The 13,959-nt window shown below is 72.2% G+C and carries 12 protein-coding genes; 10 read left to right on the forward strand and 2 right to left on the reverse strand.

Translation table 11 applies throughout. The features are described 5' to 3' along the window. Positions 1 to 3: 3 nt before the first annotated feature. Genes ABEA10_RS45210 through ABEA10_RS45220 form a run of 3 tightly spaced genes read left to right on the forward strand, consistent with a single transcriptional unit; the run spans position 4 to position 2,073 of the window. Entirely contained in the window at positions 4 to 552 is a 549-nt protein-coding gene (locus tag ABEA10_RS45210; protein ID WP_329234588.1) for a DUF3090 domain-containing protein, read from the forward strand. A 27-nt stretch (positions 553 to 579) separates the two neighbouring features. Further along, on the forward strand, positions 580 to 1,344 hold the full coding sequence (locus ABEA10_RS45215) for an SCO1664 family protein (RefSeq protein WP_345474878.1): 765 nt from the start codon (positions 580 to 582) through the stop codon (positions 1,342 to 1,344). Further along, positions 1,345 to 2,073 carry an NRDE family protein gene (locus tag ABEA10_RS45220; protein ID WP_345474879.1) on the forward strand — a complete coding sequence of 243 codons (729 nt, stop codon included), beginning with the start codon at positions 1,345 to 1,347 and terminating at the stop codon, positions 2,071 to 2,073. Positions 2,074 to 2,104: 31 nt separating this feature from the next. Here the strand turns inward: ABEA10_RS45220 and ABEA10_RS45225 are convergent, their stop codons facing one another. Continuing rightward, the gene (locus tag ABEA10_RS45225; RefSeq protein ID WP_345474880.1) at positions 2,105 to 3,067 is read right to left on the reverse strand and encodes an alpha/beta hydrolase; all 963 of its coding nucleotides are present in this window, start codon (positions 3,065 to 3,067) and stop codon (positions 2,105 to 2,107) included. 132 nt (positions 3,068 to 3,199) lie between these two features. Between ABEA10_RS45225 and mshC the strand changes: the two genes are divergently transcribed. The 7 genes from mshC (at position 3,200) to ABEA10_RS45260 (ending at position 13,267) form a co-directional block, all read left to right on the forward strand. Beyond that, entirely contained in the window at positions 3,200 to 4,453 is a 1,254-nt protein-coding gene (mshC, locus tag ABEA10_RS45230; protein WP_345474881.1) for a cysteine--1-D-myo-inosityl 2-amino-2-deoxy-alpha-D-glucopyranoside ligase, read from the forward strand. A gap of 243 nt (positions 4,454 to 4,696) precedes the next feature. Then, positions 4,697 to 5,728: a LacI family DNA-binding transcriptional regulator gene (locus ABEA10_RS45235; protein ID WP_345474882.1), complete on the forward strand. Its 1,032-nt coding sequence runs from the start codon at positions 4,697 to 4,699 to the stop codon at positions 5,726 to 5,728. Positions 5,729 to 5,755: 27 nt separating this feature from the next. Beyond that, on the forward strand, positions 5,756 to 7,030 hold the full coding sequence (locus ABEA10_RS45240; protein WP_345474883.1) for an ABC transporter substrate-binding protein: 1,275 nt from the start codon (positions 5,756 to 5,758) through the stop codon (positions 7,028 to 7,030). A gap of 57 nt (positions 7,031 to 7,087) precedes the next feature. Further along, positions 7,088 to 8,098, forward strand: coding sequence for a carbohydrate ABC transporter permease (locus ABEA10_RS45245; RefSeq protein ID WP_345474884.1), 1,011 nt, complete (start codon positions 7,088 to 7,090; stop codon positions 8,096 to 8,098). After that, a complete protein-coding gene (locus ABEA10_RS45250; protein WP_345474885.1) occupies positions 8,095 to 8,955 on the forward strand; it encodes a carbohydrate ABC transporter permease in 861 nt (286 codons plus the stop codon). The genes ABEA10_RS45245 and ABEA10_RS45250 overlap by 4 nt, the downstream gene beginning before the upstream one ends. A gap of 26 nt (positions 8,956 to 8,981) precedes the next feature. Then, positions 8,982 to 10,616, forward strand: coding sequence for a glycoside hydrolase family 13 protein (locus ABEA10_RS45255; protein WP_345474886.1), 1,635 nt, complete (start codon positions 8,982 to 8,984; stop codon positions 10,614 to 10,616). A 62-nt stretch (positions 10,617 to 10,678) separates the two neighbouring features. After that, entirely contained in the window at positions 10,679 to 13,267 is a 2,589-nt protein-coding gene (locus ABEA10_RS45260; RefSeq protein ID WP_345474887.1) for a glucosidase family protein, read from the forward strand. Here the strand turns inward: ABEA10_RS45260 and ABEA10_RS45265 are convergent. After that, positions 13,226 to 13,930, reverse strand: coding sequence for a TetR/AcrR family transcriptional regulator C-terminal domain-containing protein (locus ABEA10_RS45265; protein ID WP_345474888.1), 705 nt, complete (start codon positions 13,928 to 13,930; stop codon positions 13,226 to 13,228). The genes ABEA10_RS45260 and ABEA10_RS45265 overlap by 42 nt on opposite strands. Positions 13,931 to 13,959 lie beyond the last annotated feature (29 nt).

Below are 13,959 nucleotides of genomic sequence, written 5' to 3' on the forward strand. Positions count from 1 at the left end.
CTCATGCCGGTCATCGCATACGACATGCCCGAAAGGTTTGTGGCGGGCACCGTTGGCCAGCCTGGCGACCGCACGTTCTTCCTGCAGGCTCGGGCGGGGCGCCGCGTCACGAGCGTCGGCCTGGAGAAGTTCCAGGTGACGCTGCTGGCAGAGCGCCTGGAGGAGCTGCTGGACGAGGTGCTGCGTCAGGGCGGCACGGCCGCGGTCCCCGCGGTCGCGCCGGTGGAGCTGCAGGACGACGAGCCGCTCGAACAGCCGATCGAGGAGGAGTTCCGCGTCGGCACGATGGCGCTGGCCTGGGATCCCGAAGATGAGCGCGTGGTCATCGAGGCGCAGGAGGTCACCGAGGGTGAGGAGGACGAGTCCGAGATCGGCAGCGAGGATCCCGCCGCCGTCGTGCTCCGGGTCCGCATCACCGCCGGCCAGGCCCGTGCCTTCGCCCAGCGCGCCCTGAAGATCGTCGCCGCCGGGCGGCCGCCCTGCCCGCTGTGCGGGCTGCCACTGGACGCTCAGGGTCACGTCTGTCCACGACAGAACGGCCATCTTGGCTGAAATGTCGATCGCACGGACACTAGAGCCATGAGTCAGCCCTCCCGGTACGGCGTCGGCGGTGACGGCTCGGTCGGTCCGGCCGACGTCGAGACCGCCATCCGTCTGCTGCAACACGGCGAGATCACCGTCGAGGGACGGCTCGTCGCGGCGACCAACGCGACCCTGTACTGCGCCATCGAGTTCGAGGACCTGCGGGCGAACTGCGTCTACAAGCCCGTCTCCGGCGAACGCCCGCTGTGGGACTTCCCGGACGGCACCCTCGCCGGCCGTGAGGTCGCGGCCTACGTCATCTCCGAGCAGATGGGCTGGCGCATCGTGCCCCCGACCGTCCACCGCGACGGCCCGTTCGGCCCCGGCATGGTCCAGCTGTGGATCGACCACGACCCCGACGTCGACGTGCTGGCCCTCTCGCGCGGCGACGACCCGGCCGTACGCCGCATGGCGGTCTTCGACGCCGTCGTCAACAACGCCGACCGCAAGGTCGGGCATCTGCTGCCGACCGCATCCGGCCACGTGTACGGCTGCGACCACGGCGTCTGCTTCTCCGACGAGTACAAGCTGCGCACCGTCCTGTGGCAGTGGCGCGGCAAGGACCTCACCGGAGAGGCGGTCGAGGCGTTGCAGCGGCTGCGCCACGCCTTCGCCCGCGACGGCCTCACCGCGCGGCTGCGGGCGCTCCTGAGCGAGGAGGAGGTCGAGGCCACCGTCGGCCGCGTCGACCTCATGCTCAAGCACCGCATCCACCCCTACCCTCCAGAGGACTGGCCCGCCATCCCCTGGCCACCCGTCTAGATGTGCACGGCGATCGTCGGGTACGACCCGCGCGCACGAGTCCCGGTCTTCCTCGCCGGCGTACGTGACGAGATGCTCGACCGGGCGTGGACTCCGCCCGCCCGGCACTGGCCCGGCCGTCCGGGCCTGATCGGCGGACGCGACGAGCTCGCCGGCGGCACCTGGCTGGCCGCCGATCCGGTGGCGCCGCGCGTGGCGTGCGTGCTCAACGGCCGGGGGCCCTTGGTGCCCGAGGAGCGCCGTCGTTCCCGTGGAGAGCTGCCCCTGCTGATCGCCGGGGGCGGCGAGCCCGACGGCGACCTGAGCCGGTACGACCCGTTCCATCTCATCGGCGCCGAGCCGGCGGGCGTACGCCTCTGGAGCTGGAACGGCGAGCGGCTGACCACCCGCGCGCTCGACCCGGGGGTGCACATCGTCGTCAACAGCGGTCTGGCCGAGCCGGGCACGCGATGCGACGACGACGGCCTGTCCGCCCGGGTGGCCCACTTCCGCCCGCTGTTCGAGGCGGCCCCCCGCGACCGCGCGAGCTGGCGCCGGCTGCTCGACGGCGACGGGCTCGACCCCGCCGACCCCCGGGCGCTCATCGTCCGCCGCGTGTACGGCGACGGCCGGGTCTGGGGCACGACCTCGATCTCGCTGACCACCCTCGGCGTGGACGCGATGACCGGCTATGACTTCACCGCGGCACCGGGCGATCCCGCGGCCTGGCGGCCCGTCCCGCTGTCCTGACCGCTCGCGGTACGCCCTTCACCACGTTCGCTCACGAGCCGGCGTCCGCCCACCCGCGGGCGAGGAACGCGAAGGCGTCCGGCAGCACGCTCCGCACGTAGTCCCAGTCGTGCCCGCCCGGTCGTACGACGAAGGTCGCGGGCACGCCGGCGTCGTCCAGCAGCTTCTTGAAACGCTGCGGCTCGCCGTCGACCACCGGGTTCGTCTCGTCTTCGGCGGCGGAGAGGAACACGCGGATCCGGCGGGCGGCGGCGACGTGCTCGTCCGGCCGGTTCGCCGCGATCAGGTCGGCCCGGTCGGCGAACATGTGCGAGGGGTCGTCGACGTGGAAGTAGCCGGAGATCGAGGCGACCGAGCCGAAGACGTCGGGGTGGCGCAGGGCGAGGTTCATCGAGCCGTAGCCGCCCATCGAGAAGCCGGCGATCGCCCGGTGCGCCGCGTCGCGCCGGTGCCTGCCCTCGACCGCCGGAACGACCTCGTCGAGGAGACGGTCCTCGATCCGGTCCGACCCGTCGGCGGCGTCCGCCCACTCGGTGTCGTCGTGGTGGCTGCCGTTGCCGTCGGGGACCGCGAGAACGAAGGGCGTGCCGCCGTGCGCGACATAGGACCGGACCTGGTCGGCCAGCCCCTCGTGCCGCACGATCGACTCCGGGTCGCTCGGGACGCCGTGCAGGAAGTACAGCACCGGGAGCGTCCGCGTCTCCGGCACGTCCGGGCGCCAGACGTACACGCCGTAGACCTTGTGGTCGGCCGGGTCGGTGATGTCGATCCGGCTGAGCCCGGGGCGGGCCGGCGACGGCGTGTCGCTCTCCCGCGCCCCGCGGGTGTCGGCCGAAGATCCGTGGTGCGCGCCGACGTTGACCGAGGCGTACGCCGTGCCGAGCGCGACGACCAGCGTCGCCGCCCACAGCGAAAGGCCGGCGAGGCGCCGGCCACGATGCTGGGTTTTGCGGTGTTTGGACACGATGCAGGCGGAGTCCCGGCGATCAGTCATGACGGGGGGTGAGCGCCACCAGGCTCGCACACCCGCGCCGGGCCGGTCGGCCGCCGCCGCCCACCAGGACAAATCTTTACCCGCCCGGATCCCCGTCCGCTGCCACCACCCGTCGCGGATAGGCTGCGGGGTATGCGATCGTGGCCTGCCCCCGAGGTCCCCAGCCTGGCCGGACACGGCCTGCCGCTCGCGGAGCCTCTCCTGAAACTGCACGACTCGGCCGCGGGTGCTCTGCGCCCGGTCAATCCGGGCCCGGTCGCCCGGATGTACGTCTGCGGCATCACCCCCTATGACGCCACCCATCTCGGACATGCCGCTACCTATCTCGCGTTCGACCTGGTCAACCGGGTCTGGCGCGACGCGGGCCACGAGGTGCACTACGTGCAGAACACCACCGACGTCGATGATCCTCTGCTGGAACGCGCCAACGACACCGGCGACGACTGGCGGGCCCTGGCCGCGCGGGAGATCGATCTCTACCGCGACGACATGACCGCGCTGCGCGTCCTGCCGCCGCGCGAGTACGCCGGCGCGGTGGAGTCGATCCCGCTGATCATCGAGTTCATCGAACGGCTGCGCTCGCGCGGCGCCGCGTACGACCTGGACGGCGACCTGTACTTTCCGGTCTCGGCCGATCCGGAGTTCGGCTCGGTGAGCGGCCTGACCACGGCGGACATGCTGCCGCTGTTCGCCGAACGCGGCGGCGACCCCGACCGCAGGGGCAAGAAGGACGCCCTCGACGCGCTGCTGTGGCAGGCCGCGCGGCCGGGCGAGCCGTCCTGGGACTCACCGTTCGGCCCGGGCCGTCCGGGCTGGCACGTGGAGTGCGCCGCCATCTCGGTGCACAACCTCGGCATGTCCTTCGACGTCGAGGGCGGCGGCTCCGACCTCGTCTTCCCGCACCACGAGATGGGCGCCTCGCACGCCGAGATCGCCACCGGCGAGCGCCCGCACGCCAAGGCGTACGTCCACGCGGGCATGGTGGCCCTCGACGGCGAGAAGATGTCCAAGTCTCGGGGGAACCTGGTGTTCGTCTCGGGCCTGCGCCGCGACGGCGCCGACCCGATGGCGATCCGGCTGGCGCTGCTGGCGCACCACTATCGCTCCGACTGGGAGTGGACCGCCGACGACCTGCCCGCCGCCGAGGCCCGGCTCGCCCGCTGGCGGGAGGCGGCGCGGCTGGCCGGTGGCCCGTCCGCGGCGTCCCTCGTCGCGGACGTCCGCCGTCACCTGGCCGACGACCTCGACGCCCCCTCGGCCCTCGCCGCGGTGGACCGCTGGGTGGACCACGCCCTGAGCGTCGTCGCCGAGGACCGCGAGGACGAGGGCACGGCGCCGGACCTGTTCCGCCTCGCCGTCGACGCGCTGCTGGGCATCGCCCTGTAGGGCCTGTCAGGGCCCGCCTCGAGGCCCCGCCGTCCGGCCGCGCGGAGCTCGCGGCCGGCGGGGACTCCGGGCCGGCCCTGCCGGTCCGCGCGCGGGCCGTATGCCGGACACGCGTTACTTATCCGGCCTGAACAACAGACGCGAAACAAGTGGCGATCTGTCCTTGACATGCGGGTGTGCCCGGTGCCAATTTGAACGATCAAACCGGCGATCGCCGGGCACCTGCTCCAAGGGAGACTCCCCATGGGCCGTGGCGGAGACGCGACCGGTGTGACGATCTCCGAGGTCGCCGCGGCGGCCGGGGTCTCACGCCAGACCGTCTCCAACGTGCTCAAAGCGCCCGAGCGGGTCGCGCCCGAGACGGCGGCGCGGGTGCGGCGGGCCATCGACGAGCTCGGCTACCGGCCCAACCGGGCCGCCCAGAACCTCCGGCAGCGCGCGAGCCGGTGCATCGGGCTGAAGATGGTCTCCCCGGCCGGCGTCAGCGATCTGTTCGACCGGTTCCTGCACGCGCTCACCGAGGCCGCGGGCGCAGCCGGGTACCACGTGCTGCTCTTCGGCGCGGCCGGTGACGAGCTCGCCACCTCCGAGGACCTGATCCGCACCGGCACGGTCGACGCGCTGGTCCTCGTCGACGTCGAGGTGGGCGACCCCCGGCTGCCCTGGTTCTCCCGGCGCGGCATCCCCTTCGTCTGCTTCGGCCGTCCGCGCGGGCAGGGGCGCGGGCGGTTCTGGTGGGCCGACGTGGACGGCGCGTACGGCGTCGCGTGTGCGGTGGACCACCTGGTCGCCCGGGGGCACCGCCGCGTCGCCTACCTCGGCTGGCCGCCGGGCAACGGTTTCGGCGACGACCGGCGCGCGGGCTGGCAGGAGGCGGTGCGGCGCCACGGCCTGGACGCCGGTGACCTCGTGGCGGCCAGTGCCGAGGACGTCGCGGCGGCGACCGCGGCGGCACGGCGGCTGCTGGGCCGGCCCGACCCGCCCACCGCGTTCGCCTGCGGCAGCGACACCTTCGCGGTCGGCGCGAGACTCGCCGGCGGTACCGGCCCGGACGGGTGGCCGAACCTGGAGGTCGTCGGCTTCGACGACTCCCCGGCCGTGATGTTGATGTCGCCGCCGATGTCGAGTGTCCGCCAGCCGCTCGACGAGGTCGCGCGGCGTGTCGTCGGACTCCTCATCGACCGGCTGGGTGGGGCCGAGACCCCACGGGAGGGGGTGATGCTGCGTCCAGATCTCGTCATACGGGAGTGGCGGGGGCCCGAGCCCGTGCACTGAGTGTGATTCCCAGAACGAGGAGTGAAAGTGGCATCGATCTCGACCATCGCGCGCGGGGTGGTGGCCGTCGTCGCGACGGTGACGCTCGCGGCGGCCTGCGGCAGCGGCTCGAAGACGAAGAGCGCCCCCACGAGCCAGGCGCTCACCGGGCGCGGTCCCATCACGCTGGCCCAGGGCAAGGACACCTCGGGCAACGTCCAGCACCTGATCGACGTGTGGAACAAGGCGCACCCCCAGGAGACGGTCCGGCTCATCGAGCTGCCGGAGAGCGCCGACCAGCAGCGCCAGCAGATGGTGCAGAACGCCCAGACCAAGTCCGACGCCTACACGGTGCTCAATCTCGACGTGGTGAACACCGCGGAGTTCGCGGCCAACCGGTGGGTCACGGCCCTGCCGAAGGACCAGTTCGACCTGTCGAAGTTCCTGCCCGCGGCGGTGCGGACCGGTGAGTACCGCGGCGCCCTGTACGCCGCGCCGTGGAAGACCGACGCGGGCCTGCTCTACTACCGCAAGGATCTGCTGCAGAAGGCGGGGATCAGCGCACCGCCGAAGACCTGGGCCGAGATGCAGACCGACTGCGGCAAGATCAAGGGCGTCGGCTGTTACTCCGGGCAGTTCGACAAGTACGAGGGCCTGACCTGCAACTTCTCCGAGGCCGTGGACAGTGCCGGCGGCGAGGTCGTGGATGATTCGGGCAAGCCGAACGTCAACACGCCGCAGGCCAAGCAGGGCCTGGACTTCCTCGTCCAGGGCTTCAAGAGCGGGATGATCCCCAAGGAGGCCATCACCTACGAGGAGGAGGACGCCCGCCGCGCCTTCGAGGCCGGCAAGCTCGTCTTCCTGCGCCAGTGGCCGTACCAGTGGGCGCTGTCGAACAAGGCGGCGAAGGTCAAGGGCAAGTTCGACGTGGCCCCGCTGCCGGGCCTGAACGGTCCCGGCTCGCCGACCCTCGGCGGACACAATCTGGCGATCTCCTCCTTCGCCAAGAACAAGGCCACCGCGCTGGACTTCATCAAGTACCTCACCAGCCCGGACACCGAGCGGGCCAACCTGCTCGCCAGCTCCGAGGCCCCGACGCTCGCCGCGCTGTACGACGAGCCCACGCTGCAGAAGAAGTTCCCCTACCTGCCGACGCTCAAGGCCTCCCTCCTCAACGCCAAGCCCCGGCCGCAGGCGGTGCGCTACAACGACGTCACGACCGCCATCCAGGAGTCGGTCTACGCGGCGCTGACCGGAAAGAGCACCACCGACCAGGCGCTCGCCGAACTGCAGTCCAAGCTCGGGCCGCTGACCCAGCAGTAGCGGCGCACCGTGGCGGGACGCGAGAGCGTCCCGCCACGGGCTTCCGGAGGAGGATTCATGACGACCACAACCACCGCCGGGCCGGCCGCGGCCCGCAGGAGACGGCGGGGCGACGTGCAGGGGTCCGGGCGCCTGGCCGCCACGCTGCTGTCGCCGACGTTCATCGTCCTCGCGCTCGTCGTCGGCTATCCGGTCATCGCGGCGTTCCGCGAGTCGCTGTACCAGCGCGGGCAGGGCCTGGACGCGCAGGGCTTCGTCGTCCAGGGCGACAAGTTCGTCGGCCTGCGCAACTACACCGACATCTTCACCGGCCCGAACTCCGGCGCGTTCTGGAACGCGTTCTGGAACACCACCTTCTTCACCGTCGTGACCGTCGCGCTGGAGACCGTGCTGGGCGTGGCGATGGCACTCGTCATGCACCGCGCCTTCCGCGGGCGCGGGTTCGTCCGCGCCAGCATCCTCGTGCCGTGGGCGATCCCGACCGTCGTGTCGGCGCTGCTGTGGCGCTGGGTGTTCCAGGCGGACGGCGTCGCCAACGCGGTCATCGGCAAGCAGGTGCTGTGGACCACCGAGGGGTTCCACGCCAAGATCGCCGTCATCATCGCCGACACGTGGAAGACGGCGCCGTTCGTCGGCCTGCTGGTGCTCGCCGGGCTCCAGGTGATCCCGCGTGAGGTGCACGAGGCGGCGCGCGTGGACGGCGCCGGCGCCTGGGCCGGGTTCTGGCGGATCACGCTGCCGATGGTCAAGCCGGTGCTGCTCGTCGCCGTACTGTTCCGGCTGCTGGACGTGCTGCGGATGTTCGACCTGCCGGCCGTGCTGATCGGCCTGCACAAGGACTCCGTCGAGACGCTGACCATGATCGCCTACGACGAGGCGACCAACCTGCGGTACGGCCCCGCGGCCGCGTACGCCACGGTCCTGTTCGTCTACGTCGCGGTCGTCGCGTACGCCTTCGTCAAGCTGCTCGGCGCCGACATCATCGGCGACATGCGGCAGGCGCGGACCGCCAGGCCCGCGAGCGCGAAGAAGAAGCCGCTGACCTCGGCGCGGAAGGTGACCACATGACCGCCGTCTCCGCCAGGCGCGGGGAGACCGGCCGGGCGCGCGCCGGCCGGATCCTCACCTATGCCGGCATCGCCGCCGTCGTGGTCTACTGCCTGGCGCCGTTCTACTGGATGACGGTGTCGGCGTTCCGCCGGCCGGAGGACCAGTTCGACAACGCGCCCCTGCCCAGCCCGTGGTCGGTGACGAACTTCACCGCGGTGTTCAAACCGGGCGTCGGCTTCGGCCGGTCGCTGCTGAACAGCCTCGTCGTCGCGGGCGTCACCACGGTGGTCACCCTGATCGTCGGCACGGTCACCGCCTACGCGCTGGCCCGGCTGACCTTCCGGTTCAAGAACGCGGTGCTCGCCATGATCATCGCCACGTCGATGTTCCCGAGCATCTCGCTGATCATCCCGCTGCTGAAGCTGTTCAGCGACATCGGGTGGATCAACACCTACCAGGCGATGATCGTGCCGTCGCTGTCGTTCGCGCTGCCGCTGTCGGTGTGGAATCTCACGGCGTTCTTCCGCCAGATGCCGTTCGAGCTGGAGCAGGCCGCGATGGTCGACGGCTGCACGCGAGGCGCGGCGTTCCGCAAGATCATCGTGCCGCTGGCCGCGCCGGGCGTGTTCACCACCGCGATCATCACGTTCATCGGCGCCTGGAACGAGTACATCATCGCGCTGAGCATGGTGAACAAGAAGGAGATGCAGACCGCCACCGTGTCGATCTCCAAGTTCACCGGGGCGTACGGTTTCGACCAGCCGTTCGGCACGCAGATGGCGGCCGGCGTGATCGTCACGGTCCCGCTCGTCATCGTCGTGCTGATCTTCCAGCGGCGCATCATCGCCGGTCTCACCGCGGGCGGTGTGAAGTGAACATCCCCCACCCCTGAAAGGACGACGTGCGAACGACGGACTCCGCGCCCTGGTGGCGCAGCGCTGTCATCTACCAGATCTACATCCGCAGCTTCGCCGACGGGAACGGCGACGGCGTCGGTGACATCGCCGGCATCCGGTCCCGGCTGCCGTACCTGCGCGACCTCGGCGTCGACGCCGTGTGGATCACGCCGTGGTACCCCTCGCCCATGGTCGACGCGGGGTACGACGTCGCCGACTACACCGGGATCGACCCGGCGTTCGGCACGATCGCCGACGCCGAGGCCTTCATCGCCGAGGCGCACGACCACGGGCTGCGCGTGATCCTCGACATCGTCCCCAACCACAGCTCCGACCGGCACGCCTGGTTCGAGGCCGCGCTGGCGGCCGGGCCCGGAAGCCCCGAACGCGACCGCTACGTCTTCCGCCCCGGCAAGGGGGAGCACGGCGAACTGCCGCCGAACGACTGGCGCGCCGCGTTCGGCGGCAGCGCCTGGACCCGCGTGCCCGACGGCGAGTGGTACCTCCACCTGTTCGCCGAGGCGCAGCCGGACCTCAACTGGGAGAACACCGAGGTCCGCCGCGACTTCGAGAAGATCCTCGCGTACTGGTTCGACCGCGGCGTCGACGGATTCCGCATCGACGTCGCCCACGGCCTGATCAAGCAGGAGGGCCTGCCCGACGCCGGCGAGTCCGTCGACGTGCTGGAGCCGACCAAGCGCGAGGACCATCCGCACTGGGACCGCGACGGCGTGCACGAGATCTTCCGCGACTGGCGAAAGGTGGCCGACCGCTACGACGGCGAGCGGGCCTTCGTCGCCGAGGCGTGGGTGAGCGGCCCGGCGCGGCTCGCCCGCTACGTGCGCCCCGGCGAGCTGCAGACCGCGTTCAACTTCGACTACCTGCGCGCTCCGTGGGACGCCGCGCGGCTCCGTGCGGTGATCGACAGCAGCCTGGACGCCCTCGGCGCCGTCGGCGCGCCCGCCACCTGGGTGCTGTCCAACCACGACGTCGTCCGGCACGTCACGCGGTACGGACGGCCGCACACCGAGGGGCGCGGCCCGCGCGCCGACGCGTCCGAGCCGCTCGACCTGGCCCTCGGCGTGCGCCGGGCCCGTGCGGCGGCACTGCTCATGCTCGCCCTGCCCGGCGGTGCCTACGTCTACCAGGGCGAGGAACTCGGGCTCGCCGAGGTCGAGGACATCCCGGAGGAGTCCCTGCAGGACCCCGTGTGGGAACGTTCCGGGCACACCGCGCGCGGACGGGACGGCTGCCGTGTGCCGCTCCCGTGGTCCGGTGACACGCCGCCCTACGGCTTCAGCCCGGACGGCGTGAGGACCTGGCTCCCGCAGCCGGCGTCCTGGTCGGGCCTCACCGTCGAGGCGGAGTCCGCCGACCCGGACTCGATGCTCGCGCTCTACCGCGCCGCGCTGCGGTTGCGGCGGGAGCACCCGGCGCTCGGCGAGGGCACGCTGCGCTGGCACGAGACCCCGGACGGCGTCCTGCTGTTCTCCCGCACGCCGGGCTTCGCCTGCGCGGTCAACCTGTCCGGCGAGCCGTACTCGCTGCCCGCCCATCACGACGTCCTGCTCGCCAGCGGTCCGATCGAGGGAGGTGCGCTGCCCCACGACACCGCCGTCTGGCTCGCCGTCGACGACTGAGAGACGGCACGGCGGCCGACCGTCCTGTACCTCGGGGGAGATCTCTTTTCGGAGGCATTCCCATGCGAAGACGTGCCGTCGCGTTCACGGCCACGTTCGTCCTGGTGGCCGGCGCCGTGCATGCGGCGCCGGCGCGGGCACGGGCGGCCGGCCCGCCGAAGTCCGCCGAGCTGTCCACGACGACCCGGTTGCCCGACCGGCGCGCCGTCGTCATCGGTGACCGCTTCTACTCGGTCTCCACCGAAGACGGCCTCTACCCGGCGACCGGCTGGCACACGCTGGGGGAGATGGGCGGATTCTGGACGCCGCCGCTGAAGCTCCTCGACGGCGTGTGGTTCGGCCTGGGCGGGCGGTGGCTGGGCGGCGCCCAGGCCAAGGCGGAGCGCTTCACCGCCGGCCAGGGCTACACCCGGATCGCCTACGAGACCGGCGGCGTGCGGGTCGAGCGGACCGACGTCGCGCCCGACGGCGTGCGCGCCGGGCTCATCGGCCTGCGGCTCACCGCGCCGACGGCCCGTACCGTGCGCCTGGACGTGGACGCGCACTCCGAACTGATGACGGCCTACCCGTGGGGCTCGACCACGCCGGACCAGAAGGCGGCCAACCTGCCCGACACCGGCGCGTACGAGGGTGGCGCGCTGGTGTTCCGCGAGCAGGGCACGCCGAAGGTCGCGAACGCCGCGCCGCACGACTTCGCGGCCATGGTCGCCGCAAACCGCACGCCGGTCGCCCACCAGCTCGGTGCCGGGCACCGCGGGCCGCAGGATCCGCCGGTGATCTGCCCGTCGACCGGCACCACGCCGGACCGATGCGACGACACAGACTTCGGCAAGGGCACCGGCGGGCGGTTGTCCTACGACGTGAAGCTGCCGAAGGGGCATGCGACGACGGTGTGGCTGGCCGTCGCCGGGTCCGACCACGGCTCCGGAGAGGCGCGCGCGGCGCTCGGCACGGCGCTGCGCGACCCGGCCGGGCTGCTCGCCCGCAAGGTCGCCGCACGCCGCGCGGTCGCCGCGAACACCGTGGTCGACCTGCCCGGCGACCGGCTGCTGCAACAGAGCGTCGAGTGGAGCAAGCAGAACCTGGCCGACTCCGTACAGCAGGCCGACGACCTGCACCTGCGGGTGACCAAGGAGGGCAAGGAGTACCCGGCGCCGAAGGGCACGCTCCCCAAGGCGCGCTGGATCGGCGCGGGCTGGCCGGACTACCCGTGGATCTTCGGCACGGACGGGGAGTTCACCTCGTTCGCGGCCGTCGCCGCGGGTGACTTCGACGCCGTGGAGAGCCACCTGCGGACGCTCCGCGACGTCAGCGACATCGTCAACGACAAGAGCGGCAAGGTCGTGCACGAGGTGGTCTCCGACGGGTCGGTGTACTTCGGCTCCAATGACTCGGCCGGCAACACCGACGAGACCGCGAAGTACCCCAGCGCGGCCGCGCTCGTGTGGCGCTGGACCGGCGACCGCCGCTTCCTGGACGACGTCTATGACTTCTCCAAGCGGAACATGCACTACATCGTGGACAAGCTCGACGTCGACAAGGACGGCTGGCCCGAGGGCCTCGGCAACGTCGAGCGGCCCGGCATGGGCGTGGAGAAGCTCGACAACGCGGTCTACACCGTGCGCGGCCTGTACGACCTGGCCGACATGGCGCGGGCGAAGGGCGACACCGCGACCGCGACCTGGGCCACCGCGCACGGCGACGACCTGGTGAAGCGGTTCGACCAGGCGTGGTGGTACGGCGGCGACACTCACCAGTTCGCCGACTCCCTCGACGACCCGGCGAACCCGGCGAACGACAACACGAAGATCTTCCAACGGCACTGGATCGGCCTGACCCCGCTCGACGCTCTCCTCGTACGGCCCGGGCAGGCCACGCGCCCGCCGGCCACCGACGCCCACGCCCGCGAGGTGCTCGACCAGCGAGAACGCCCCTGCTACAGCGGCGACAACGGGCTCTACCACACCGGCACGGGTCCGACCTCCGCCGAGGGCGGCAACAAGGGCCCGGCGTGTGACAGCGCGGTGTCGAGCGTGCAGAGCGACCGCGAGGCGTTCACCATCAACACCGGGATCATGGCGGTCGCCGAGGGCAACTACGGGCGGCTCGCGCAGCAGCGCCGCTACACCGACGACAACGCGCGGCAGCAGCTCGACCCGTCGCTGTTCGAGATGCCCGGGGCGATGCCGGAGATCGTGCCGAGCCCGGACTTCGACCCGCCGAACATCGACCGGCCGGAGACGGGACGCTCCATGGTCCTGCAGGCGTGGGGCGCGTACGGCAACCTGTGGCCGGTCGTGAGCCAGCAGCTCGGCGTCGCCCCGGATCTGGGCCGAGGCCGGCTGGCGGTCGTCCCCCAGGTCCCGCCGGGACAGCCGAGCGTGGCCGGCCGGAACATCCGCGTCGGCGCGGGCTCGGTGGACGTCTCCGCGGCGGCGTCCGCGGCGTCGCTGCGCACGGTCGTGACCTCACCGGCGGGGACGCACCTGCTCATCGGCCAGATGCTGCCCTCGGCGGCCACGGTCGCCTCGGTGACGCTGAACGGCCGCTCGGTGCCGTACGAGGTGCGGCGGACGGCGCGCGGCGGCGAGGTCGTGGCCGACGCGGGCTCACGCGGAGGCCGGTCCACCCTCGTGGTCACCCTGCGCTGACGCGGTACTCGCCCGGCCTCCCTCATCCGGGGAGCGCCGGGCGAGCATCCGCGCGAACCCGTCGATCAGGGCGTCCAGCGCGAAGGCGAACCGCGCCTCGTGGTCGGCCGGGGTGCCCAGACCGTCGCGGACGGCCTCGGCGAGGTGGGGGAGGGCGGCCGGGTCCGGGACGGCGAGCGCGGGCGGCGCGGCGCCCGGCGGGTCCACCTCGGCCAGGCAGTGGCCGGTGGTGAACGTCGCGACCGTGTTCACCACGTGGAAGGCCTCGCGCGTGCCGAAGCCGGCGGCGCGCAGGATCGCCACCGCCGTCTCCAGCTCCCGCAGCGCGGAGGGCGTGGTCACCGGCCGGGTCGCGACCAGCGGCACCACGCCGGGGTGCGCGAGCAGCTCGCGGCGGAACCCGGCGGTGAATCCGCGCAGCATCGCCTGCCAGCCGGCCGCCGGGTCGACGGTGAACGCGCGGGTGGCGGTGCGCTCGACCAGGCCGGACAGGAGCGCGTCCTTGTTCGGCACGTAGTGGTAGAGGGTCATCGCCTCGACGCCGAGCGCGGCGCCGAGCTTCCGCATGGACAGCCCGTCCACACCGACCTGGTCGACCAGCTCCAGCGCGGCGTCCAGCACCTTCTCCCGGGACAGCCCGGCCCGCTCGTGCCTGGTCGCCATCGCCCGCTCCTTGACTCTCTTACACCGTA

It is taken from the genome of Actinoallomurus oryzae (genome assembly GCF_039541955.1).
Taxonomy (GTDB): Bacteria; Actinomycetota; Actinomycetes; order Streptosporangiales; family Streptosporangiaceae; genus Actinoallomurus; species Actinoallomurus oryzae.

Bases quoted from the DNA above. Each gene is read 5' to 3' on its own strand.
- ABEA10_RS45210 (WP_329234588.1), top strand. From the start codon at position 4: ATGCCGGTCATCGCATACGACATGCCCGAAAGGTTTGTGGCGGGCACC.
- ABEA10_RS45215 (WP_345474878.1), top strand. From the start codon at position 580: ATGAGTCAGCCCTCCCGGTACGGCGTCGGCGGTGACGGCTCGGTCGGT.
- ABEA10_RS45220 (WP_345474879.1), top strand. From the start codon at position 1,345: ATGTGCACGGCGATCGTCGGGTACGACCCGCGCGCACGAGTCCCGGTC.
- ABEA10_RS45225 (WP_345474880.1), bottom strand. From the start codon at position 3,067: ATGACTGATCGCCGGGACTCCGCCTGCATCGTGTCCAAACACCGCAAA.
- mshC (WP_345474881.1), top strand. From the start codon at position 3,200: ATGCGATCGTGGCCTGCCCCCGAGGTCCCCAGCCTGGCCGGACACGGC.
- ABEA10_RS45235 (WP_345474882.1), top strand. From the start codon at position 4,697: ATGGGCCGTGGCGGAGACGCGACCGGTGTGACGATCTCCGAGGTCGCC.
- ABEA10_RS45245 (WP_345474884.1), top strand. From the start codon at position 7,088: ATGACGACCACAACCACCGCCGGGCCGGCCGCGGCCCGCAGGAGACGG.
- ABEA10_RS45250 (WP_345474885.1), top strand. From the start codon at position 8,095: ATGACCGCCGTCTCCGCCAGGCGCGGGGAGACCGGCCGGGCGCGCGCC.
- ABEA10_RS45260 (WP_345474887.1), top strand. From the start codon at position 10,679: ATGCGAAGACGTGCCGTCGCGTTCACGGCCACGTTCGTCCTGGTGGCC.
- ABEA10_RS45265 (WP_345474888.1), bottom strand. From the start codon at position 13,930: ATGGCGACCAGGCACGAGCGGGCCGGGCTGTCCCGGGAGAAGGTGCTG.